The sequence below is a fragment of the Andreprevotia chitinilytica DSM 18519 genome (assembly GCF_000711875.1).
Taxonomy (GTDB): Bacteria; Pseudomonadota; Gammaproteobacteria; order Burkholderiales; family Chitinibacteraceae; genus Andreprevotia; species Andreprevotia chitinilytica.
On sequence record NZ_JONM01000002.1, the window covers coordinates 401,718 to 424,282 of the forward strand.

General features: G+C 56.1%; 18 protein-coding genes and 1 pseudogene. 14 read left to right on the forward strand and 5 right to left on the reverse strand.

Annotated elements, in window-relative coordinates:
- The first annotated feature begins 14 nt into the window (after nucleotides 1–14).
- Complete coding sequence (locus BR41_RS04595) at nucleotides 15–1,490, forward strand: M48 family metalloprotease (protein WP_035053297.1); 1,476 nt, start codon at nucleotides 15–17, stop codon at nucleotides 1,488–1,490.
- A 29-nt stretch (nucleotides 1,491–1,519) separates the two neighbouring features.
- Here BR41_RS04595 and BR41_RS04600 read toward each other — a convergent pair whose 3' ends face one another.
- The 3 genes and pseudogenes from BR41_RS04600 to BR41_RS04610 form a co-directional block, all read right to left on the reverse strand.
- Complete coding sequence (locus tag BR41_RS04600) at nucleotides 1,520–2,947, reverse strand: TolC family protein (protein ID WP_084186838.1); 1,428 nt, start codon at nucleotides 2,945–2,947, stop codon at nucleotides 1,520–1,522.
- Nucleotides 2,948–3,027: 80 nt separating this feature from the next.
- Nucleotides 3,028–5,106: pseudogene (locus tag BR41_RS04605) on the reverse strand (peptidase domain-containing ABC transporter); the annotation flags it as partial.
- Nucleotides 5,107–5,126: 20 nt separating this feature from the next.
- Nucleotides 5,127–6,398, reverse strand: coding sequence for an HlyD family secretion protein (locus tag BR41_RS04610; protein WP_211251658.1), 1,272 nt, complete (start codon nucleotides 6,396–6,398; stop codon nucleotides 5,127–5,129).
- Nucleotides 6,399–6,965: 567 nt separating this feature from the next.
- Between BR41_RS04610 and BR41_RS04615 the strand changes: the two genes are divergently transcribed.
- The 3 genes from BR41_RS04615 (at nucleotide 6,966) to BR41_RS04620 (ending at nucleotide 8,636) form a co-directional block, all read left to right on the forward strand.
- Nucleotides 6,966–7,847: a hypothetical protein gene (locus tag BR41_RS04615; protein ID WP_035053305.1), complete on the forward strand. Its 882-nt coding sequence runs from the start codon at nucleotides 6,966–6,968 to the stop codon at nucleotides 7,845–7,847.
- 198 nt (nucleotides 7,848–8,045) lie between these two features.
- Nucleotides 8,046–8,213, forward strand: a complete 168-nt coding sequence (locus BR41_RS25655; protein WP_156970563.1) for a hypothetical protein — start codon at nucleotides 8,046–8,048, stop codon at nucleotides 8,211–8,213.
- 147 nt (nucleotides 8,214–8,360) lie between these two features.
- The gene (locus BR41_RS04620) at nucleotides 8,361–8,636 is read left to right on the forward strand and encodes a hypothetical protein (protein WP_211251659.1); all 276 of its coding nucleotides are present in this window, start codon (nucleotides 8,361–8,363) and stop codon (nucleotides 8,634–8,636) included.
- A 132-nt stretch (nucleotides 8,637–8,768) separates the two neighbouring features.
- On the opposite strand, the gene BR41_RS04625 is transcribed toward BR41_RS04620, so the two are convergent.
- Nucleotides 8,769–9,206, reverse strand: coding sequence for a DUF1841 family protein (locus BR41_RS04625; RefSeq protein WP_211251660.1), 438 nt, complete (start codon nucleotides 9,204–9,206; stop codon nucleotides 8,769–8,771).
- A gap of 362 nt (nucleotides 9,207–9,568) precedes the next feature.
- On the opposite strand from BR41_RS04625, the gene BR41_RS04630 reads away from it, so the two are divergent.
- The 6 genes from BR41_RS04630 (at nucleotide 9,569) to BR41_RS04655 (ending at nucleotide 17,171) form a co-directional block, all read left to right on the forward strand.
- Nucleotides 9,569–10,048, forward strand: a complete 480-nt coding sequence (locus BR41_RS04630; RefSeq protein ID WP_035053308.1) for a glutathione peroxidase — start codon at nucleotides 9,569–9,571, stop codon at nucleotides 10,046–10,048.
- Nucleotides 10,049–10,079: 31 nt separating this feature from the next.
- Nucleotides 10,080–11,423 (forward strand): C13 family peptidase, encoded by a 1,344-nt coding sequence (locus BR41_RS22695; RefSeq protein WP_051710146.1) that lies wholly within the window; start codon nucleotides 10,080–10,082, stop codon nucleotides 11,421–11,423.
- A gap of 165 nt (nucleotides 11,424–11,588) precedes the next feature.
- Nucleotides 11,589–12,722, forward strand: a complete 1,134-nt coding sequence (gene carA / locus BR41_RS04640; RefSeq protein ID WP_035053311.1) for a glutamine-hydrolyzing carbamoyl-phosphate synthase small subunit — start codon at nucleotides 11,589–11,591, stop codon at nucleotides 12,720–12,722.
- A 142-nt stretch (nucleotides 12,723–12,864) separates the two neighbouring features.
- The gene (gene carB, locus BR41_RS04645) at nucleotides 12,865–16,086 is read left to right on the forward strand and encodes a carbamoyl-phosphate synthase large subunit (RefSeq protein WP_035053314.1); all 3,222 of its coding nucleotides are present in this window, start codon (nucleotides 12,865–12,867) and stop codon (nucleotides 16,084–16,086) included.
- A gap of 133 nt (nucleotides 16,087–16,219) precedes the next feature.
- A complete protein-coding gene (gene greA / locus BR41_RS04650; protein ID WP_035053316.1) occupies nucleotides 16,220–16,702 on the forward strand; it encodes a transcription elongation factor GreA in 483 nt (160 codons plus the stop codon).
- Between the two features lie 31 nt (nucleotides 16,703–16,733).
- A complete protein-coding gene (locus tag BR41_RS04655; protein WP_051710148.1) occupies nucleotides 16,734–17,171 on the forward strand; it encodes a DUF4149 domain-containing protein in 438 nt (145 codons plus the stop codon).
- A gap of 94 nt (nucleotides 17,172–17,265) precedes the next feature.
- Here BR41_RS04655 and yhbY read toward each other — a convergent pair whose 3' ends face one another.
- Complete coding sequence (gene yhbY / locus BR41_RS04660) at nucleotides 17,266–17,586, reverse strand: ribosome assembly RNA-binding protein YhbY (protein ID WP_035053318.1); 321 nt, start codon at nucleotides 17,584–17,586, stop codon at nucleotides 17,266–17,268.
- A 34-nt stretch (nucleotides 17,587–17,620) separates the two neighbouring features.
- On the opposite strand from yhbY, the gene rlmE reads away from it, so the two are divergent.
- From rlmE to glmM, 4 genes are all read left to right on the forward strand, one after another.
- On the forward strand, nucleotides 17,621–18,241 hold the full coding sequence (gene rlmE / locus BR41_RS04665) for a 23S rRNA (uridine(2552)-2'-O)-methyltransferase RlmE (RefSeq protein WP_035053319.1): 621 nt from the start codon (nucleotides 17,621–17,623) through the stop codon (nucleotides 18,239–18,241).
- A 62-nt stretch (nucleotides 18,242–18,303) separates the two neighbouring features.
- Entirely contained in the window at nucleotides 18,304–20,217 is a 1,914-nt protein-coding gene (gene ftsH / locus BR41_RS04670; RefSeq protein WP_035053328.1) for an ATP-dependent zinc metalloprotease FtsH, read from the forward strand.
- Between the two features lie 57 nt (nucleotides 20,218–20,274).
- Entirely contained in the window at nucleotides 20,275–21,099 is an 825-nt protein-coding gene (gene folP / locus BR41_RS04675) for a dihydropteroate synthase (protein ID WP_035053330.1), read from the forward strand.
- 71 nt (nucleotides 21,100–21,170) lie between these two features.
- A complete protein-coding gene (glmM, locus tag BR41_RS04680; protein ID WP_035053331.1) occupies nucleotides 21,171–22,529 on the forward strand; it encodes a phosphoglucosamine mutase in 1,359 nt (452 codons plus the stop codon).
- The last annotated feature ends 36 nt before the right edge of the window (nucleotides 22,530–22,565 follow it).

Genomic DNA, 22,565 nt, shown 5'->3' on the forward strand with positions numbered 1-22,565 from the left:
AACGAGGAGTTCGCTTGAAATCCACTCGCTGCCTGAGCGCGATCGCGCTGAGTTTAGCGCTGGCCTTGCCGGCCGGTGCGGATGATCTCAACACCACCTTGCCTAGCCTGCCTGATCTGGGCGCTAGCTCGCAGGAAGGGCTGACTGGCGCGCAGGAGCGACAGATCGGTGAATCGGCGATGCGGGAAATCCGCCGCAGTGGCGAATTGCTCGATGATGCGCAAGTGCAAGCCTACGTGAACGCACTCGGCAGCAAGCTGGTGGATGCCTCGGGCTCCGATATCCAGTTCACTTTCTTCCCGGTCGACAACAAACAGGTCAACGCTTTCTCGATTCCTGGCGGGTATGTCGGCGTGAATACGGGGCTGATCGTCATGGCGCAGCACGAGTCCGAACTGGCGGCCGTGTTGAGCCACGAAATCGCGCATAACACCCAGCATCATCTGGCACGGATGGTGGAAGGGCTGCGTTTTACCCCGTGGATGATGCTGGCCTCGCTGGGCCTGGCCATCCTCGCGGCCCGGGCCGGCAATGGCGATGCTGGTATGGCTGCGGTTGCGACAGGGCAGGGCTTGGCGATTCAGAAGCAGCTCGATTTCACCTATGCATTCGAGCAGGAAGCCGACCGCATCGGCATGCAAACGCTGACCAAATCGGGCTTTGATCCGGCCGCGATGCCGACCTTCTTCGAGCGCCTGCAAAAGAGCAACCGGCTGTTCGAATCCAATGCGCCAGAATTCCTGCGCACCCACCCGGTGACCTACAAGCGGATCGCGGATGCCGAGGCGCGGCTCAAGGATCGTGCTTACAAGCAATACCCCGATTCGGCCGATTTCCTGTTCATGCGTGAGCGGGCCCGCGTGTTGCAAGGACAGGCCAAGGAGCTGGTCGAGTACTACCAGAAGTCCTTGATCGAAAAGCGCTACACCAACCTGCCAGCCCATTTGTATGGTTTGGCGCTGGCGCAGCTGCAGGCGCATCAATTGGCAGAAGCCGAAAAATCGCTCGCGTCGGCGAAGCAGGCATTTGGCGCGAAGCACTCGCACCCGGCGCTTGAATCACTGACCGGCGACATCCAGTTGGCCGAAGGGAAGTCGCAAGATGCCGTGGCCACTTACGCCAAGGCGGTTCGCCAGTTCCCGGACAAGACGTCGCTGCGCTACGGTCAGCTCGATGCGATGCTATCCGCCGGCCAAGCGCCCGAGGCACTCAAGCTGGTGCAGGAATACGAGGTGAGCTATCCATCCGACGCACTGTTTTACCAGCGTGAATCGCGTATTCAGGAAAAGCTCGGCAAGCAGGCGGAAAAGCACAAGGCGCAGGCCGAGTACTATGCGCGGCTCAATGAAAATGGCGCTGCGATCGAACAGCTGCAATTGGCCAAGAGTCAGCCGGGCGGGGATTTCTACTTGATGTCCGGCATCGAGGCGCGGCTGCGCGAGCTGGAAGCGCAAAACAAGCTGGATAACGAGAACAAGCCGAAGTTATAAGTCGGCTTGTTGCGGTGCGCAGGATAGGTTCATTTGATCGCCCAAAGTCCTAATTTGCCAAGACTGCCCGCCAGTTTTAATCGCGCTGTTTGCCAGTTTGACAATGCCTGAACACGCTGCTGCTTGGCGCCAGCAAGATCGCTTTGCGCTTTGAGCAGTTCCAGGATATTGCCTACCCCGGCCTTGTAGCGCCCTTGCGCAACCTGATAGGACTGCGAAGAACTCGCTAATAAATAGCTCGTCGATTTGAGGTTCTCGGTTTCCGTGGTTAAAGACTGATAGCTTGTCCAGACTTCCAGTGCAACTTGCTGCTCGGTATCTTCGAGAATTGCCTCTTGCTGTGCAAGCTTGGCACGAGCGGTCTGAATCAGGTAGGCACGATTAAATCCGTCAAACAGCGGGATGCTGATTTGAATGCCGATTTTCTTGTTGAGAATAAAGGTATTCGTCGGCAGCTGCCCGACTTGATCGGTATGAGTGATGTTGCCGACCAAAGAGACGGTTGGATAAGCTGCCGCCTGGTTGACTCTTAATTCGGCGTTTGCCGCGAGTAGCTGTGCGCGCGCCGCAACCATCTTCGGATGATTTTTATTGGCATAGGCAATCAAGTTATCTAGTGATTGGACGAATTCCGTATCGGGGAGCGCCGGGTTCATCGGCTGCAATGTGAACTCGGTGTTGACTGCCAATCCCATTGCAATTGCAAGCTTTCCTTGAGCGGTTCTTAGCCCCCCCTCTGCCTTGACCCGATCCAGTGATGCTTGCGCAAATGTAGTTTGGGCGAGCAGTTTGTCGGCTAATGCCCCAGCCCCGGCAGTATATTTTGCTTCGGCGGCCATGTAGTTTTCGCGAGCAGATTTTTCTGATTGTCGACTGGCGTCCAACGCGCCTTGCGCCGATATCAAATCGAAATAATCCTGGGCGGTGTCCATAAATACTGTCTGGAGCGAGGCATTCTGCAGGGCATTCGCCGCTGCCAATAGTTGCTGATGCTTCACCAGATCATTATGCCGGGAGCCAAAATCAAAAATCAGCCAGCTTAGATCCATACTGGCATTACGTGTTGTCATGGGGGCGATCGTGCCAAATTGCGGAAATCCTTCGTATTGCGTGTTGATGTTTTCCCTGGTTACCGCATAGGTGGCATTAATCGTGGGCAGGTAAGCGGCTTCCTTAATCCCGAGTTGTGCAGCTTCATACTTCACATTTGCCCAGGCCTGTTTGGTGGCGTGATTGTGACAAAGTGCGCCTTCGATGGCGTCCAGCAGATTCAATTGCAATGCGACTGATTTGCTGGCGCACGGGTCCTGAATGGAATCCAGTAATGCGATTACTTTTTCCCGTGGGGGAAGGGTCAGATCTTCAGTGGACAACGGATCGTCAATTCTGGCTGCGTTCGCCGACGACAGTACGGAGGTCATTGAAAACACGAATAGACATTGCAGGAGTAGATTCATTCCAGCACAACTTCCGGCTTGTCATCCGCTGCGGTCAAGGCGTTCGGCAGCATCACGTCGGATATGATTCTCCCGCCAAACAGCGTAATAACCCGATTTGCCGAGGCGATGGTTTCCGGACGATGGGCGATAATCACTCTGGTCATATTGAGGGATTTCACCGCAGAATTCACCTGATGTTCACAAGAAATATCCAGATGACTGGTGGCCTCGTCCAGAAAGAGTATTTTAGGGCGTTTATATAATGCTCTGGCCAGAAGAACCCGTTGTTTCTGCCCGCCCGACAATACGGTGCCCATATCGCCCACCAATGAGTTGTATCCCATGGGCATGCTGGAAATATCGGCTGCAATAGAGGCCATTTGCGCGCATTCTTCAATCCATTGCTGGTCCGCCTTCGGGTCAAAGAAACTGATATTGTCCGAGATCGAACCGGCAAATAGCACGTCATCTTGCATGACGGTGCCGACCATGCTCCGAAAGCTCGCCAGCCCCAGTTTCTTGATGCTCACCCCTCCGATCAATATATCGCCCTTGGTGGGGGGGAGGATTCCAAGCATGACATTGATCAACGTGGTTTTGCCGCAACCGGACGGCCCTACGATGGCCACCGATTCACCTGCAGCAATCTTGAAATTGACCCGATTAAGTATATAGGGCTCATTTTCAGCATATTGAAAACGCAGACCGATTGCTTCAATGGATGGATCGAGCTTCGCGTCATCTGATACCAGCCGATAGCCCAGCGATTCTTCTGGATCAGTCAGTACAATATCGGCCAGCCGCTCACCATGCAGCTGGAGCATCCTGACCTCGAAAAATTTATCAATCAGCGAGCTGACGCGATTTTCGAACTGGCCTTTGTACGAATTGAACGCCATCAATATGCCAACGGTGAAATTGCCGTCCATCACCATTTTTGCGCCTAGCCAAACGATAACGATGTTCTCCAGGCCAAAAATCACGCCATTCATGATTGAGTAAAGTATCGTCAGCTTTTGCATGCGCAAGTCTGCATTGATCTGGTCGATAACCAGCGTGAGCCAGGTTGAGCGCCGTTCATCCTGGCGTTGAAATAACTTGATTGCCTTTATGCCGCGTACCGTTTCCATGAAATGGCTTTGCTGTTTTGCGGCATGGATGATTTGCTCTCCTGTCGCATTACGCAACGGGCGATACCATGCCCAACGTCCGAAAGCATATAAAACCATTGCGCCAGATACGATCCATGCCAGTAATGGGCTATAAATGAACATCATGACGAGCGTAACTAGCGTCATAAGGCCGTCGATGATGGCCGCGAGAAAAGAGGTGGTCAGGGTCCGTTGAATTTCATCGATCGAGCCAAAGCGGGACACGATATCCCCCAGATGCCGCTTCTCGAAGTGTTGCACGGGCAGCCGCATCAAGTGCGTGAACACATTGGCACGCCATTGAATGTTCAGCGTGGTTCCCATGTACATCAAAACCCATGAGCGAATTGCGCTGATTGCCTGTTGCAACAACATCAGAATGCCAAACCCGAGTGCCAAGGTGGTAAGCAAGTCGATATCTGCCGATACGATGACATTATCAATGACCCATTGCATGAAGAAGGGGCTGACCAGCGAAAATACTTCCAGAGAGATGGCAAGCAACATGATCTGGGAAAATGATTTCCAGATGCCGCTTATCTTTCCGGTCATATCCCGCAGCTTGACGGGCGATTTTTTTTCCTGTGACTGGAATCCGGAATTAGGCCATAGCTCCAATGCCACTCCGGTAAATGCGGTAGATACTTCATGCAATTGAAGTTTTCGCAATCCAAACGCCGGGTCATGGACCGTGATGGATTCCGCGCTGACTTTTTTCAATACGACAAAGTGGTTGAAGTTCCAATGTAAAATACAAGGGAGTCTTAACTGGTCCAGCTCTTCCAGTTCCAGCTTGACTGGTCGTGCGCCAAGTCCCATCTGATCGGCGATGGTAATCAGGTGGGCTAATGTCGCGCCTTTGAGGGAGATCGTGAATTTCCGTCGAAGGGAGGCCAGATCGCTATGATGGCCATGAAATCCGGAAATCATTCCCAAGCATGAAAGACCACACTCGGCGGATTCGGTCTGAAGAATGATGGGGAGCTTTCTGTTAAGGCCAAAAGAAATCCGTTCGAGATATGACATTTAGCATATTCTTTATTTGATCAAACTTTTCCAGACAGACTGTACAGCGGTTCCAAAACCCACTCGTAAAGGCGTCTTGTATCAAGCAAAACATCTGCATCCAGTAGCATGCCGGCCTGAAGCGGCTGCGGTTTTCCGTACGCATTGATGAATTGGTGCGCCAGATTAACCGTGATGGAATACAGCGGTTCGTTGCTTCCGGTTGTTCCGTTCATGGTTAGCGTCGCGGCATCGTTTAATTCCTTCGCAGGGACGGCCGTCCTGGAAACAGATACAACGGTGCCAAGCGCATGCCCAAATTTCTGGTACGGATAGGCTTGAAAGCGCAACAGGACGCGGTCCCCCGCTTTGATGAAACCAATCGTTCTGCTCGGTGCATATAGATTTGCCAGTAGTTTGGCGCCCTTCGGGACGACGCTGACTAGCGGTTTTGTCGTGTCGACCGCCTGACCAGGTTCTGCGACCACTGCCGTAGCGATTCCGGGGCCGGGAGCGGTAATCAACAAGCCTCGCTTGGCCTCGCTCTCTGTCAACTCCTGACCGGCACTCGCCAGATTCCGCTTGATTTGTGCCAGCTGGTTTTGCTGCTTGAGGGGGAGGCTAAGTAAATCATTTTGTGCGGCCGCCAGATCACGGCCCACATTGATGTGATCTCGCTCAAGGCCTTGAAGCCGATTGCGTTGATCCAGAAAGTCTTCCTGCTTTTGTTGTAATTGATCTTTCGAAATATAGTCGTGAGTAAGCAGATCTTTGTAGCGGGCGACCGCATCTTCAGCAAGTTTCATTCTGCTGTTTTGAACTTCGATCTGGCTTTCGAGCTTAAGTAATTCCGATTCAAGCGCTGTTATTTTCTTTACCAGGGCGTTGTGGTCTTCTTGTTGAATGGATGCGGTTTTTTCCAGTTCTTCACGCAAAGATTGCTGCCGCTTCTCGACTTGACCGCTAATGGCAGCTTGGGTGTTGCCTTGTGTGCTGCTTTGACGCTCGCTCGATAGCACATAAAGTAATTCCCCTTGCTTGACCGGCTGTCCTTCCTGGATATGTTTCTCCAGCACAATGCCGGGTTGTGGGGCATAGACCTTGATTACCCCTGCATCTGGAATCAGTTGGCCATTCACCGTTGCTCGTGATGTGTAAGTGCCCCAAAAAAGAAAAGCAATTACCACCAGTCCTACAGCAGTTCCAAATGCGGTAAGAAACGTAAATGAAACCGGCCGAACCAGAACGATCTTGCCAAGCCACGGCGTTTGACGCGCTTCAAGGGCGGTACGACGGTACAGGTTATGCTTCACTCGGTTGTCTCTGATTATCTGGACTTCTAGCCTGGATGCCAGGAAGTGCCAAAACAGGCTGCATCAAAATTGATTGGGCTGTTTTAAATCGAAATGTGCCGCAATTTGCCGCAAGAAACCGCTGGTTGCGCGAACTTGTCATGTGAAATTAATTTGTAAGGACGGCACTCTATCGATGAATCATGACAGCTTGATTGCACAAGCAATTCCTTGTTGCTGGATTGTATTGTCAATACATGGCGTTGTACCTCACTCATTGCATGAGTCTCCTGAATATCAGGATATGGTGATGTTGACGCTAACCGGCATTTGAAAGAAATATGTCTAGATGTTCTCTCCGTAGATGTAATGCCAAATAACGCATTGCACACGCGCCTTCTGTCCGTCAATGGGGATATCGGCAATCATATATCAGCAATCATTAATGCTGCCGTGATATCCAACAATTTCCAGGTGCTTGATTTGTCTCTGTCTTGTTTTTGCCAAGAATGGGTCATGACGATGTAATAATCCCCACTCATGCTGCGTTGCAATTATTTGACTGGTATTGAACGACTGGGGTATTGAATGAATATCTGCATTTCTAATCTGCATGTGCCGATTGACGATATTGCTCTTGTTCCGTCGGCGCGACTGGCTATGTGCCAAACACCGGAAAGCGTTACCGGGGATGTCCATTGGATGGCGATTGAAAACGGGAATGTCTATCTGAATCACGCGGGCGGTATTGCAAAATTCCTGGTCAGTGGCGGGCGCCAAATTGATTTTGAGATTGCGCCGGATATCAGCGAGCAAGATCTGCAGTGCATGTTGATGAGCGCTCCTATGGGGGCATTGATTCATCAGCGTGGAGAGTTGCCGATTCATGGTGCAGGTTTGGTATCCCCAAAGAACGATGGTGTGACTGTCATCGTCGGCAATTGTGGTGCTGGAAAATCAACAACAAGTGCTGCGCTGGCCAATCAGGGGTGGCACCTGATTGCAGATGATATATGCCGAATCTCGCCATCGCCCCAACAGGACGAGACAGGTGAATTGGTCGTGCATCGTGGTTATACGAGAATAAAACTGACTGACGATGCATGTGGCAGATTGGGGTTTGATAGCAGCATTCTGCCGCGCGTCAGCAGCTTTGTAGATAAATACTTTTGGGAAGCCCCACATATTGGTGGCCCGGAATACGCGCCGAAACGGCTGATCCTGCTTCATCGGCCATCGGGAACCGCCGCGCTGGAGTGGGGGAGGTGTGTGGGTGAAGTGGCAATTAGAGCGCTGATGCCACATATCTATGCGCCAAATATCGGCTCTACCATCAATGCGCAGAATAGTATGTTTTTGCTTTCCCGGTTGGTTCAAATTGCTTCGGTTTATGTTTTGTTTATCCCTGCAGGGGTAGGGCCGAAAGAAGTTGCCGATGAAATAACACGTTTTATCCATGAAGACGAGTGAGCCAGGCTTCGGCTGGAAGGTGTGTGCAAACTCGAACTGGTTAAAGCGCTGGGCTTGGGGAATCCGTCCATCAGGATTGGCGTTGCAGTGCAAATGCAGCTCGACAATTCACGCAGGATTGTTTCGTACGAACATTGGGTGAGCCGATGTACGCTTTTTATGGTGCGTCAAACCATATTCACTAACTGGAGGTGTGCTTTGAAAGATTTGACAATGGAAGAAGTGAATGATGTCTCTGGCGGTATTCCTTGGACGACCCCGGCTCTTGTCGCCCTGGCAGACACTGGCTCTTTAGGTCCGCTGGTTTGGGCCTTTGGCATTGGTTACGGCATTGGTACACTCGCTTACAATTACTTCAGCTCTTAAGTTAATGGTTGGGTAATTGGTAGCCGTGCAGTAAAATGCACGGCTATTTGATGATCGACGTAATATGGGCTTGTTGATGGCGGATCGATTTGATACTGCCATTGTTGAATTGTCTGGATTTTTGGGGTCATTGAAATGAGAAAGGGTTTGTATATCCTGGCTCTGGTGCTGCTCTTTGCGTCTGTGGCGTATATGATTGATCGCAATATTGTGTTTCTTCTGTTGCTGTCGTCTGCCTTGGGTTTGCTCGCCATGCTGGAGATGCCAATAGATTGGGACAGAAAAATACCGCTGCGCAAAGGTTTTGCCTTCTTGTCCAAGGAGAGGCTGCAAATTTCAATGGTTGGCAAATTTTCCGGTGGTATTTCGACAATTACGTTACTTGCGTACTTTGTTCTCAAATTTGCGGATGTCAAATGGTGATGGCCCATAGGGCTGCCTGATCGAATCTGGCGAATCAGGGTTGGGGTTGTCGTGCGCAGGCTAGTGCTGCTTTGCATATACAAGCCCCATCAGCCCAATGGCGTGCACCGCGCTTGACTGGCAAAGCGGTATTTACCCGCCCAGTTTCTTCAACCGCTCCCGCAGCACATCCAGATACGTCGCCGGGCTGGGCGCATGGCCGTGGCGTTGCGCCTGCCAGATCATCTCCCCCAGTCCTTCCATCATTTCATGCAGCGCCTTGTGTTCGTCGCCGGTTGCGGCGCACAGCTGGCCGAATAGCGCTTTTACGCCTGCCGGCTGATCGATAGAGAGTTGTTCCTCGATAGCCAGATGCATGCTGATGTGCAGGAAGGGGTTGGTCTCGCCATGCTCCGGCGGCCAGTCGCGATCGAGGTAGTCCTCGGATAAATACCCGTGGTATTCCGGGTGGCGGGCGAGCACGCCGACGGTCATTTTCTCGATGTCTTCCAGCGGCGCACCCGCTTGGTATTTGCGCCAACTGCCGATGAAAAAGTGTCGTGCTTGATCGCGGGAGGGGTTGAACAGCATGTTTAGGCTCTGTTGACGTAGGTTTTGTGGATCGCGTTTGCCCGGCTTTGGGCCTATTGCCAGGCGAAAGACACGCAGCGTAATGAATTACGCAAGTGGCTTTCAACACCGCAAGAGGCCCAAAGCCGGGCAAACCCTTTGGGCGAAGCCGACTTTTGCGGTCACTCTGTGTTGTAAGTCGCTGACATAGCCGGTTATGCGGCGCGCCTTACGCCTTGATTGACCGCAAAATTCGGCATCGCGCGACCGCAAAACCTACGTCAACAGAGCCCAAGGTCTACTCTGAAAGCTACTACTTGTGGCATGAACCGGGTATTTTCCGCCTATCCCGCGTTTCACACCATCTATCTGGAGCACAACCCATGGCTAACCTCTACGACTTCACTGTCACCGATATCCACGGCGCGCAAAAACCGCTCAAGGATTTTGAAGGGCAGGTTTTGCTGGTCGTCAATGTTGCGAGCCAGTGCGGTTTCACGCCGCAATATGAAGGGTTGCAATCCCTGTATGCGCGTTTGCGCGGGCGGGGTTTTGCGGTGTTGGGTTTTCCGTGCAACCAGTTCGGCTCGCAAGAGCCGGGCAGCGAGGCGGAGATCGAAACCTTTTGCCAGAGCAAGTTCAACGTGGATTTCCCCTTGTTCGCCAAGATCGATGTCAATGGCGGCAATGCCGCGCCGCTGTATCGTTTCCTGAAAAAAGAAGAGCCGGGGATTCTGGGCACCGAGGCGATCAAGTGGAACTTCACCAAGTTCCTGATCGATCGCAATGGCCAGGTCGTGAAGCGTTTTGCGCCGACCGCGACGCCGGCGGATATCGGCGCCGATATCGAACGTCTTCTTTGAGCGCAACCCCACACATACCGCCCGACGAACCATGCCCACCCACGCGCTCGTCAACCCGTTCACATCTGCGTTCCAGGCGCTGGTTTTCCGCCGCGTACCGCGCGGGGGCGTACCCCCACGCTGGCCGCTGCTCGTCGTTGTCCTGATCGCGTTGCTGACCGATATCGCCGTCGGCTTTGCCTTTGGCGAGGGTGAGATCTTCATGCCGCAGAATATCCCTGGCTGGGGATTTGTCGGCATGCTGCTGTTCGTGATCGGGCAGTGGGGGGATCGTCGCCCGGATAGCGACTGCGGCTGGCTGCTGTGCGGGTTGTACTTTGCTGCTGGCGCGCTGCTGTCATTGTTGTACTACGGGGCGTGGCTGGCTGTGCAAGAGTGGGCGTCCGCCAAGTGGGCGCATCGATTTGGTGTTGCGGTGTGGTTTGCCGTTCCGGTCTGGTTTGGTCTTGCTCTAGGCGCCGCAGCCGGGCGGGGGATTGGGTGGCCGCGCTGGCGGATCGTGGCCTTGGCGCTGCTGGTCGTCTGCTTGCTGTTTGCCGAGCGGGCGCTCTTCCCCTATGCGAATCACCTGTGGCGACCTGATTTTTCCACTTTGCAAGATCCACCGCCGCCGCCGCCCAAGCTGGCCTACGAGGAATCCATCTATGGCGAGCCCGGTGTGCTGAACGATGCGCTCGATGCGATCCTGCCGGGCAAGCGTGGCAAGCCGGAGGTGTTTTCGATCACGCTGGCGGGCGATGCCGAGCAGGAAGTGTTTCTGCGCGAGGCGCGCTCGTTCGATGCCTTGTTCCACCAGCGCTTTGGCACCAGTGGTCATTCCATCGTGCTGGCCAATCACGATAGCGTGACCGGTGAAATCCCGATTGCCTCGCGCACCAGTCTCAACGCAGCGCTGCTGCGCATGGGGCAGCAGATGAATCGGGAAGAAGACGTGCTGGTGTTGTATCTCACCTCGCATGGCGGCAAGAACCATGACTTCCTGCTGGACGACGCGCCGCTCGAACTCGATCCGATCACACCGCAATGGTTGAAGCAGGCTTTGCAGGATGCCGGGATTCGCTGGCAGATCATCATCGTTTCGGCCTGCTATTCCGGCGGCTATGTTGCGCCGCTGGCCGGGCCGAATGTGCTGATTGCCACGGCCGCGGATGCCAAGCACACCTCGTTCGGATGTGCTGACGAGAACGATTTTACCTATTACGGTGAAGCGCTTTACCACGCCTTGCAGCGTGAGAAAAACTGGGTGGCTGCCATTGAAATGGCACAGCGCAATGTGTCGGCGCGGGAAAAACGCGAACACATCGAACCGTCACACCCACAATTGTCGGTAGGGGCCGCAATCGAGCGTAAGTTACTGGATTGGCAGGCGAAATAGGCTGTTTCATTGACAGTCAATGCGTGCGGTCTACGTGTTCAGCCTTGAAAGAAAAGGGCTTTTCCGGTAGTATTCCGCAAATTTTGCACACGAAACGGGATGGGGCCACCTGTCCCGTTTTTCTACGTGTGCGGCCCCAAAAATCCTCATTCCAGGAGCCGCCCAGTGTCTACCCCTGCCTTGCTCGCACTCGCCGACGGCACGTTGTTCCATGGTATTTCCATCGGTGCTGATGGTGAAACCATCGGCGAAGTCGTTTTCAATACTTCGATCACCGGTTACCAGGAAATCCTCACCGATCCCTCGTACAACAAACAGATCGTTACCCTCACCTATCCGCACATCGGCAATTACGGGGTCAACCCGGAAGACGCAGAATCCCGCGCAGTCTTCGCCTCTGGCCTGATCATCCGCGATCTGCCACTCCTGCATTCCAACTTCCGCGCCAACATGAGCCTGGGTGATTACCTCAAGAGCCATGGCGTGGTGGCGATTGCCGATATCGATACCCGCAAGCTCACCCGCATCCTGCGCGAGAAGGGCGCCCAGCCCGGCTGCATCGTCAGCGGCGACAATATCGATGCGGCGGCGGCCGTGGAGAAAGCCAAGTCCTTCGGTTCGATGGCCGGCCAAGACCTCGCCAAGGTCGTGACCGCCAAGGAGAAGTACGAGTGGACGACTGCTGAGTGGAAGCTCGGCGTCGGCTACACCGTGCAGTCCGATCCGCACTATCACGTGGTTGCCTACGACTTTGGTGTGAAGCAGAACATCCTGCGCATGCTGGCTGAGCGTGGCTGCCAATTGACGGTCGTGCCGGCACAAACCTCCGCCGCAGAAGTGCTGGCCATGAAGCCGGATGGCATCTTCCTCTCCAACGGCCCTGGCGATCCGGAACCGTGCGATTACGCCATCGACGCGATCCGCGACTTCCTCAAGACCGACATCCCGCTGTTCGGCATCTGTCTGGGTCACCAGCTGCTTGGCCTCGCGGTCGGTGGCAAGACCAGCAAGATGAAGTTCGGCCACCACGGCGCCAACCATCCGGTGCAAGACCTCGACAGCAAGCACGTGATGATCACCAGCCAGAACCACGGCTTCCAGGTCGATGAATCCAGCCTGCCGGCCAATGTGCGTATCACGCACCGCAGCCTGTTCGATGGCACCGTGCAAGGCATCGCGCTGACTGACAAGCCGGCCTACAGCTTCCAAGGGCACCCCGAAGCCAGCCCCGGCCCGCACGACGTGGCGTATCTCTTCGACAAGTTCATCGCCATGATGGCCGAGCGCTCTGCGCGGTGAAGTGTGAGGAGGTAGGGGTGAGGTGTAAAACCGCGATAGCGGTGCCTTGCCGGGTTTTCAGATTGAATCAACGAAGGGCGATGTGGATGTGGTGACGGGGTTACGCCTCACCCCTCTCACCTCACCCCTCACAGGTACACAAATGCCAAAACGTACAGACATCAAGAGCATCCTCATCATCGGCGCCGGCCCGATCGTCATCGGCCAGGCGTGCGAATTCGATTACTCCGGCGCTCAGGCCTGCAAGGCGCTGCGTGAAGAGGGTTACAAGGTCATCCTGGTCAACAGCAATCCGGCCACGATCATGACCGACCCGAACATGGCCGATGTGACCTACATCGAGCCGATTACCTGGCAAGTGGTCGAGAAGATCATCGACAAGGAACGCCCTGATGCGATCCTGCCAACCATGGGCGGCCAGACCGCGCTCAATTGCGCGCTCGATCTGTGGCGCAACGGCGTGCTCGACAAATACAAGGTCGAGCTGATCGGCGCTACGCCGGAGGCGATCGACAAAGCGGAAGATCGCCAGAAGTTCAAAGCTGCGATGGACAAGATCGGCCTCGGCTCCGCCCGTTCGGTCATCGCCCATTCGCTGGAAGAAGCGATTGCGGCGCAAACCAATGTCGGCTTCCCGGCCATCATCCGCCCGTCCTTCACCATGGGTGGTTCGGGCGGCGGTATCGCCTACAACATCCAGGAATTCATCGAGATCTGTACCCGTGGTCTCGATCTCTCGCCAACCAAAGAGCTGCTGATCGAAGAATCGCTGCTCGGCTGGAAAGAGTATGAAATGGAAGTCGTGCGCGACCGCGCCGACAACTGCATCATCGTCTGCTCGATCGAAAACCTTGATCCGATGGGCGTGCATACTGGCGATTCGATCACCGTTGCGCCGGCGCAGACGCTTACCGACAAGGAATACCAGATCATGCGTAACGCCAGTCTGGCGGTGCTGCGTGAGATCGGTGTCGATACCGGTGGCTCCAACGTCCAGTTCTCGGTCAATCCGGATGACGGCCGCATGATCGTCATCGAGATGAACCCGCGTGTATCGCGTTCGTCCGCGCTGGCCTCCAAGGCAACCGGTTTCCCGATCGCCAAGATCGCCGCCAAGCTGGCCGTCGGCTTCACGCTGGACGAACTCAAGAACGAAATCACCGGCGGCAAGACCCCGGCGTCGTTCGAGCCGTCCATCGATTACGTCGTCACCAAGGTGCCGCGTTTCGCCTTCGAGAAATTCCCTCAAGCCAACAACAAGCTCACCACACAGATGAAGTCGGTCGGTGAGGTGATGGCGATTGGTCGCACGCTGCAAGAATCGCTGCAAAAAGCGCTGCGTGGTCTGGAAACCGGCATGTCCGGTTTCGACGAAATGACCACCGACCGCCAAGCCATCGAATCCGAGCTGGCCGCGCCGGGTCCGGATCGCCTCTGGTTCGTGGCGGATGCCTTCCGTATCGGGCTGTCGCTGGACGAAGTGTTCAATCTCTCCAAGATCGACCCGTGGTTCCTGGCGCAGATCGAAGAGATCGTGCAACTGGAAAATGGCCTGCGCGGCCGCGGCGTTGAAAGCCTCGACAAGGCCGAGTTCCGTCGCCTCAAGCGCAAGGGCTTCTCCGACCGTCGCCTGGGTACGCTGTTGGGGACCGATCAAAATGCGGTACGCAAGGCCCGTCACGCTTTCGGTGTCCGCCCGGTCTACAAGCGCGTCGATACCTGCGCGGCCGAGTTCTCGACCGACACCGCTTACATGTACTCGACCTATGAGGAAGAGTGCGAAGCGCAGCCGACCGACAAGAAGAAGATCATGGTGTTGGGTGGTGGCCCGAACCGGATCGGCCAAGGCATCGAGTTCGACTACTGCTGCGTACACGCAGCGCTGGCACTGAGCGAAGACGGGTACGAGACCATCATGGTCAACTGCAACCCGGAAACCGTCTCGACCGATTACGACACATCCGACCGCCTCTACTTCGAACCGCTGACGCTGGAAGACGTGCTGGAAATCGTCGCCGTCGAGAAACCGCATGGCGTGATCGTGCAGTACGGCGGCCAGACGCCGCTGAAGCTGGCGCGTGCGCTCGAGGCCAATGGCGTGCCGATCATCGGTACCTCGCCGGACATGATCGATGCGGCCGAAGATCGCGAGCGCTTCCAGAAGCTGCTGCAAGACCTCGGCCTGCGTCAGCCGCCGAACGCGACCGCGCGCACCGAGAAGGATGCCATCGCATTGGCGGCCAATCTGGGTTATCCGCTGGTCGTCCGCCCGTCCTACGTGTTGGGCGGACGTGCGATGCAGATCGTGCATTCCGAAGATGACCTGACCCGCTACATGCGTGAAGCGGTGAAAGTGTCGAATGACAGCCCGGTGCTGCTCGATCGCTTCCTGAACGACGCGATCGAAGTCGACGTCGATGCGATTTCCGACGGCGAAGACGTGCTGATCGGCGGCATCATGGAGCACATCGAACAAGCCGGCGTGCACTCGGGCGATTCGGCCTGCTCGCTGCCACCATATAGCCTGAGCAAGGAATTGCAGGACGAGCTGCGCCGCCAGACCGTCGCGATGGCCAAGGCGCTGAACGTGATCGGTTTGATGAACGTGCAGTTCGCGATTCAAGGTCAAGGCGAAAAGGCCACGGTGTTCGTGCTGGAAGTGAACCCGCGTGCATCGCGCACGGTGCCGTATGTCTCCAAGGCGACCGGTCACTCGCTTGCCAAGATTGCTGCCCGTTGCATGGCGGGCCAATCGTTGCAAAGCCAGGGCGCGACCAAGGAAATCATCCCGCCGTACTACTCGGTGAAAGAAGCGGTATTCCCGTTCGCCAAGTTCCCGGGCGTTGACACCATCCTTGGGCCGGAAATGAAGTCCACCGGTGAAGTCATGGGTGTGGGCGATACCTTCGCCGAAGCGTTCGTGAAGTCGCAGCTGGCCGCCAGCATCGTGCTGCCGCAGCACGGCAACGTGTTCATCTCGGTGCGTGAGGGCGATAAGCCGGCTGCGATCGAATGCGCACGCATCCTGGCGGGTCTGGGCTTCAAGCTGATCGCCACCAAGGGCACGGCCGCAGCGATTGCTGCAGCTGGCGTCGCAGTCACACCGGTGAATAAGGTGACGGAAGGTCGTCCGCATATCGTCGACATGGTCAAGAACGGCGAAATCGCCATGATCTTCAACACCGTCGACGAGCGTCGCCAGGCGATTCAGGATAGCTACTCGATCCGCCATGAAGCGCTCAAGGCCCGTTTGCCGATCTACACGACGATTGCAGGTGCTCGCGCGGCTTGCATCGGTATCCGTGAGTTGGGCGAAATGCGCGTTTACGATGTGCAGGGCTTGCACCAGCTGTTGAAAGCCTGATAAGTTAGCAACCAGTCAGCCGCCGTCCTTTGGGACGGCGGCTGTGCTTTTGTGCAACGAGAAACTGATGAGTTGGGTCAAGCGTGTCTTGGCCCTTTGCAGGGTCGCAGCGAGCGGCCTGATGGAGAAGAGCATGATGAAGATCCCGCTGACCGCTGTCGGTGCGGAAAAACTGAAGGCCGAGCTGCAACGCTTGAAAAGCGTTGACCGCCCGGCCGTGATTGCCGCGATCGCCGAAGCGCGCTCGCATGGCGATCTGTCGGAAAACGCCGAGTATGACGCCGCCAAGGAAAAGCAAGGCTTTGTCGAAGGCCGCATCGCCGATCTCGAAGGCAAGCTTTCCAACGCCCAGATCATTGATCCGAAGGATCTCGAGTCCACTGCCGAAGGCCGCATCGTGTTTGGCGCGACCATCGATCTGGAAGACCTCGAAGCGGGTAGCCAGGTGACCTATCAGATCGTCGGCGACGATGAAGCCAACCTCAAGGATGGCAAGATTTCGGTATCGAGCCCGATTGCCCGTGCCTTGATCGGCAAGTACGCCGGTGAAGTGGCCGAGGTACAAGCCCCTGGTGGCGTGCGCGAGTACGAAGTGCTCGACGTGAAATACCTCTGATCAACGCAGACCAGATTACGGAAACCGATAGATGGGCGTGGGATTCAAAAACATCCTGACTGCGCTGTGGATCGGCGGCATGTGGATCATCGGCTTGCTGGTCGCGCCAGTGCTGTTCAAGTCGCTGGATAACGGCGCGGCGGGCATGGTGGTGGGCAAGCTGTTTCACGCCATCGGTTGGGTCGGCATCGTCGCCGGGGTTTATCTGTTTGTGTACTGGCTCTATGTCGATGGCCTGCGCGCTTTTCAGGGTGCGAAGCTCTGGCTGCTGATCGGGATGCTGACGTGTACGCTGATCAATCAGTTTGCCGTGTTCCCGATCATTTCCGGCATCAAGCCCGGTATCTCGAATGCAGCGACTGGATTATTTGGCGGTGGACTGGAGCAATGGCGCACGATTTCGGCACTGATTTATCTGGTGCAGAGCGTAATGGCCGTGATCTATATCTGGCGTGGTGAAGGCAAGTAGCTGTGTAAGCAGGCCGTTCAAAATGAGCGGCCAAACAAAAGGGGCGATGAATCGCCCCTTTGTGCTTCGCTCGGTTTGATGGACTGAGCGGTGTTTATGCAGCCTTGGGCTTCTTGGCCTTCGGCAATACGATCTTTGGTTTGTCGCCATTGGTGGCGCGGTAGATCAGCAGCAGTTTGCCGATGTGTTGTACCGGCAGGGCGCCCAGTTCCGAGCAGATTTTTTGCAGGTATTCCTCGCGCAGGGCTCGGTCGTCGCCCAATACGCGAATCTTGATCAGTTCGTGCGCGTCCAGATTAACCGCGATTTCACGGATCACCGCGTCAGTCAGGCCGTTGTTGCCGATCATCACCACCGGATTCAGGTGATGTGCCAAGCTTTTCAGGTGGCGGCGCTGGTCTGGCGTGAGTTCCATTTTTCAAAATCCCTTGAATAAACAGGCATTTTACATGGCCCGTACGAAGAGCAGCAACGCATGGCTGCAGGAACATGTGAACGATCACTATGTTCACCAGGCGCAAAAAGATGGTTTTCGCGCTCGCGCTGCGTACAAATTGCTCGAAATCAACGAAAAAGACCGGCTGATCAAGCCCGGCATGTGGGTCGCCGATCTGGGCGCTGCGCCGGGCAGTTGGTCGCAGGTCGCGGCGCAGATCGTTGGTGGCAGCGGACGTGTGTTTGCGCTCGATATCCTCGAAATGCCGTTTATTCCCGGAGTCGACTTCATTCAAGGCGATTTTCGCGAAGACGAAGTGCTCGCCCAATACACGAGTTTGCTGAATGGTCGAAAAGTAGACCTTGTGATTTGCGATATGGCCCCCAACATCAGCGGTAATGCCGTGACTGATCAGGCCCGCAGTTTCTATTTGTGTGAGTTGGCGCTTGAATTTGCCCGCGAACATTTGAAACCGGGCGGGGATTTTCTGGTCAAGGTGTTTCAGGGTTCCGGTTATAACGAATATATGGCCGCGATGCGCGAGAACTTCACCCAGGTTCTTTCCCGCAAGCCCAAGGCATCGCGAGACCGCAGTACCGAAATGTACTTATTGGGTAAGCATAAGAAGTCTTGAGCGGAGTAAAATCTTCCGCACGTTTGTGTCCGTGCGCAGCAATGCGCCGCAAGGAGTAGGCCGTGAACAATCTCGGCAAGAATATCGCGATTTGGCTCATCATCGGTCTGGTGCTGATGACGGTTTTCCGCCAGTTCAGTCAACCCACCGAAACCACTAACCGCGTCGCCTATTCGCAATTCATGGCCGATGTGGAAGCGGACAAGATCGCGTCCATCGAGATGGAAGGCAATCTGTTCTCCGGCCAGATGATTCGCGGCAAGCGGACCGACAAGAGCGAATTCACCACGCTCGCGCCGTTCGACTTCCGCATGGTCGATACGCTGATCAAGCACAACGTCAATTTCACGGTCAAACCGCCGGAATCGCCGTCGTACCTCAAGGAAATCCTGATCAGCTGGTTCCCGATGCTGCTCCTGATCGGCGTATGGATTTTCTTCATGCGGCAGATGCAAGGCGGTGGCAAGGGCGGGGCATTCTCGTTCGGCAAATCGCGCGCCAAGATGCTGGATGACAGCAACAACGTGGTCACCTTCGCCGACGTCGCAGGTTGTGACGAAGCCAAGGATGAAGTCACCGAGATCGTCGATTACCTGCGTGACCCCTCCAAATACCAGAGCCTGGGTGGCCGCATGCCACGCGGCATCTTGATGGTCGGCTCGCCGGGTACTGGTAAGACGCTGCTGGCTAAGGCCATTGCCGGCGAAGCCAAAGTACCGTTCTTCTCGATCTCCGGTTCCGATTTTGTGGAAATGTTCGTCGGCGTTGGCGCTGCGCGTGTTCGCGATATGTTCGAGAACGCCAAGAAGAACGCGCCATGCATCATCTTCATCGATGAAATCGACGCAGTCGGCCGTCAACGTGGCGCCGGTCTTGGTGGTGGTAACGACGAGCGCGAACAGACTCTCAACCAGATGCTGGTCGAGATGGATGGCTTCGAAGGCAATTCGGGCATCATCGTCATTGCCGCGACCAACCGTCCGGACGTACTCGACCCAGCGTTGCTGCGCCCGGGCCGTTTCGACCGCCAAGTGGTCGTACCGCTGCCGGATATCCGTGGCCGTGAGCAGATTCTTGGTGTGCACATGAAGAAAGTGCCGATTGCCAATGATGTGGAGCCGGCAATTCTTGCGCGCGGCACGCCTGGCATGTCTGGCGCCGATCTCGCCAACCTCGTGAACGAAGCTGCGTTGTTCGCTGCCCGCCGCAACAAGCGTCTGGTCGACATGGATGACTTCGAGTCGGCGAAAGACAAGATTTACATGGGCCCGGAACGCCGGAGCATGGTCATGACCGAAGATGAGCGCAGAGCCACGGCTTATCACGAGTCGGGTCACGCAGTCGTCGCCGAGTTGCTCAAGGGTACTGACCCGGTTCACAAGGTCACCATCATGCCGCGCGGTCGTGCGCTGGGCCTGACTTGGCAATTGCCGGAACGCGACAAGATTTCGCTCTACAAGGATCAGATGCTGAACAACATCGCCATCATGTTTGGCGGTCGTGTAGCGGAAGACTTGTTCGTCAATCGCATTTCCACTGGCGCATCGAACGACTTCGAACGTGCAACCAGCATGGCGCGCGATATGGTCACGCGTTATGGCATGAGCGAGAAGCTTGGCCCGATGGTTTACGGCGAGAACGAAGGCGAGGTCTTCCTTGGTCGCTCGGTCACCACACACAAGAATTTGTCCGAAGCGACCATGCAGCAGGTTGATGCCGAAATCCGCCGCATTCTCGACGAGCAGTACGCAGTTGCCGTGAAGTTGCTCGAAGAGAACCGCAGCAAGGTTGAGGTGATGACGGCTGCGCTGATGGAGTGGGAAACCGTCGATCGTGAGCAAGTGCTGGATATCATGGAAGGCCGTGAACCACGTCCGCCCAAGTATCCGCCGGCACCGAAGGCGCCGACTGCTTCCGGCGACAAGTCGAGCGGCGATGCCATCACCCCGACGACGAAGCCGGCTACCGAAGGCTGATCGTTTCATCTGTCCCCAAAGGCGGCTTCGGCCGCCTTTTTCTCGCCCGGAGTTCTCATGCCGATCTTGCAATGTGGCCGCTTTCAGCTCGCGCTTGAGCGTCCGCTCGTGATGGGTATTGTCAATGTCACGCCCGATTCATTCTCCGATGGCGGGCGTTATGACTCGACCGAGCGTGCGATTGAACACGCCAGACAGCTGGTTGCCGACGGGGCTGATCTGCTCGATATTGGTGGCGAGTCCACCCGCCCTGGCGCGGCCTATGTGCCGGAAGACGAAGAAATCCGCCGCGTGATTCCCGTGTTGCATGCGTTGCATACCTTGCAGGTGCCGCTGTCGATCGATACCCGCAAACCTGCCGTGATGCGCGCTGCACTGGATGCGGGCGTTGATCTCGTCAACGATATTGCCGCGCTGGAAGGCGAGGGCGCACTCAAATTGCTGGCCGGATACGATGCCGCCGTCTGCCTGATGCATATGCAAGGGCAGCCGCAAACGATGCAGGCCGATCCGCATTACGACGATGTGGTGACTGAGGTCGGAGCCTATCTTGCTGCCCGGCGCGACGCAGCCCTTGCGGCAGGCATTTCGCGTGATCGCATCGTGCTCGATCCGGGCTTTGGCTTCGGCAAGAATCTCGCGCACAATGCCGCGCTGTTCAAGGCTTTGCCGCAAATGATCCGTGATCTGGAATGCCCGCAGCTGATCGGGGTTTCCAGAAAGCGCATGCTGGGCGACATCACGGGCCGGCCGGTCGACGAACGCCTCTCCGCCAGCATTGCCGCGGCCATGCTGGCGGCGCAGGCGGGGGCCGCGATTGTCCGTGTACATGATGTAAAGGAAACCGTGGATGCCTTTAAGGTGTTAAGCGCCTTACAATAGCCGCAATCGGCTGGTGCCCCATTCATTGGCACGTTCTGCCCCTCATTTTTCCAAACTTTTCCAAGGCAATCATGACTCGCAAGTACTTCGGCACGGATGGCGTGCGTGGCCTCGTTGGCGAATACCCGATTACTCCCGATTTCGCGATGAAACTCGGTTATGCCGCCGGTCGCGTGCTGGCTGCTGCCAAACGCCAGAATGGTGAACATGCCGCCGTGTTGATCGGCAAAGACACTCGCGTTTCTGGCTATCTGCTCGAAGCTGCGCTGCAGGCGGGTTTCAATGCCGCCGGTGTCGATGTCCATCTCACCGGCCCGCTGCCTACGCCGGGCGTGGCGTATCTGACCCGTGCGCTGCGCCTGTCTGCCGGGGTGGTGATCTCCGCATCGCACAACCCGTACTACGACAACGGCATCAAATTCTTCGGTGCCGGTGGCAAGAAGCTGCCGGACGACGTCGAGCTGGCGATCGAAGCCGCCATCGACGAAGCCCAGCCTTGTGTCGGTTCCAAGCAGCTCGGCAAAGCTTGGCGTATCAACGATGCCCCCGGCCGTTACATCGAATTCTGCAAATCCACTTTCCCGAATGATTTCGACCTGCGAGGCCTCAAGCTGGTGATCGATTGCGCGCATGGTGCAACCTATCAAGTGGCCCCACACGTGTTTCATGAGCTGGGGGCCGAGGTCATCACCATTGGCGACAAGCCGAACGGCTTCAACATCAACGAAGAGGTCGGCGCGACTCATGTCGAGACGATCCGCAAGGCCGTGCTGGCCGAAGGCGCGGACTACGGCATCGCGCTGGATGGCGATGGCGACCGTCTGATCATGGTCGATAGCGACGGCAGCGTGATCGATGGCGACATGCTGCTTTACGTGGTTGCCTGCTTCCGTGCCGAGCGCGGCACCTTGGGCGGTGGTGTCGTCGGTACGCTGATGACCAATCTTGGGGTCGAGAACGGCCTGAAAGCACGTGGTATCGACTTCCTGCGCGCCAAAGTCGGCGACCGCTATGTATTGGAAAAGCTGATCGACAACGGCTGGCTGCTGGGCGGTGAGGGCTCTGGCCACTTGCTGTGCCTGGATCGGCATTCGACTGGCGATGGCATCATTTCCGCACTGCAAGTGCTGGAAGCGGTGATCGAGCAGGGCAAGTCGCTCACTGGTTTGTGTGAGGATCTGGCGCTGTCTACGCAAGTGCTCAAGAACGTGCGCATCAGCAAGGGGTTCGACTGCAACGGTTCGCCGACCATTAAAGCCAAGGTGACTGAGGCGGAGAAAGCCATGGGCAGCAACGGCCGCGTGTTGTTGCGCCCGTCCGGCACCGAGCCGGTCGTGCGAGTGATGGTCGAGCATGTCGATGCCAACATTGCCAGCGAATGGGCGGCGGCGATTGCTCAGGTGGTTACTGCTGAGGCGGCCACTGAATAAGCTAAGTCGCACGCATATGAAAAAGCCCGCGTTTTC

What these genes read in the sequence shown, in the direction of transcription:
- BR41_RS04600 (WP_084186838.1), bottom strand. Translation starts at nt 2,947, where the DNA reads ATGAATCTACTCCTGCAATGTCTATTCGTGTTTTCAATGACCTCCGTA.
- BR41_RS04615 (WP_035053305.1), top strand. Translation starts at nt 6,966, where the DNA reads ATGAATATCTGCATTTCTAATCTGCATGTGCCGATTGACGATATTGCT.
- BR41_RS04625 (WP_211251660.1), bottom strand. Translation starts at nt 9,206, where the DNA reads ATGCTGTTCAACCCCTCCCGCGATCAAGCACGACACTTTTTCATCGGC.
- BR41_RS04630 (WP_035053308.1), top strand. Translation starts at nt 9,569, where the DNA reads ATGGCTAACCTCTACGACTTCACTGTCACCGATATCCACGGCGCGCAA.
- BR41_RS22695 (WP_051710146.1), top strand. Translation starts at nt 10,080, where the DNA reads ATGCCCACCCACGCGCTCGTCAACCCGTTCACATCTGCGTTCCAGGCG.
- carB (WP_035053314.1), top strand. Translation starts at nt 12,865, where the DNA reads ATGCCAAAACGTACAGACATCAAGAGCATCCTCATCATCGGCGCCGGC.
- greA (WP_035053316.1), top strand. Translation starts at nt 16,220, where the DNA reads ATGATGAAGATCCCGCTGACCGCTGTCGGTGCGGAAAAACTGAAGGCC.
- BR41_RS04655 (WP_051710148.1), top strand. Translation starts at nt 16,734, where the DNA reads ATGGGCGTGGGATTCAAAAACATCCTGACTGCGCTGTGGATCGGCGGC.
- yhbY (WP_035053318.1), bottom strand. Translation starts at nt 17,586, where the DNA reads ATGGAACTCACGCCAGACCAGCGCCGCCACCTGAAAAGCTTGGCACAT.
- rlmE (WP_035053319.1), top strand. Translation starts at nt 17,621, where the DNA reads ATGGCCCGTACGAAGAGCAGCAACGCATGGCTGCAGGAACATGTGAAC.
- folP (WP_035053330.1), top strand. Translation starts at nt 20,275, where the DNA reads ATGCCGATCTTGCAATGTGGCCGCTTTCAGCTCGCGCTTGAGCGTCCG.
- glmM (WP_035053331.1), top strand. Translation starts at nt 21,171, where the DNA reads ATGACTCGCAAGTACTTCGGCACGGATGGCGTGCGTGGCCTCGTTGGC.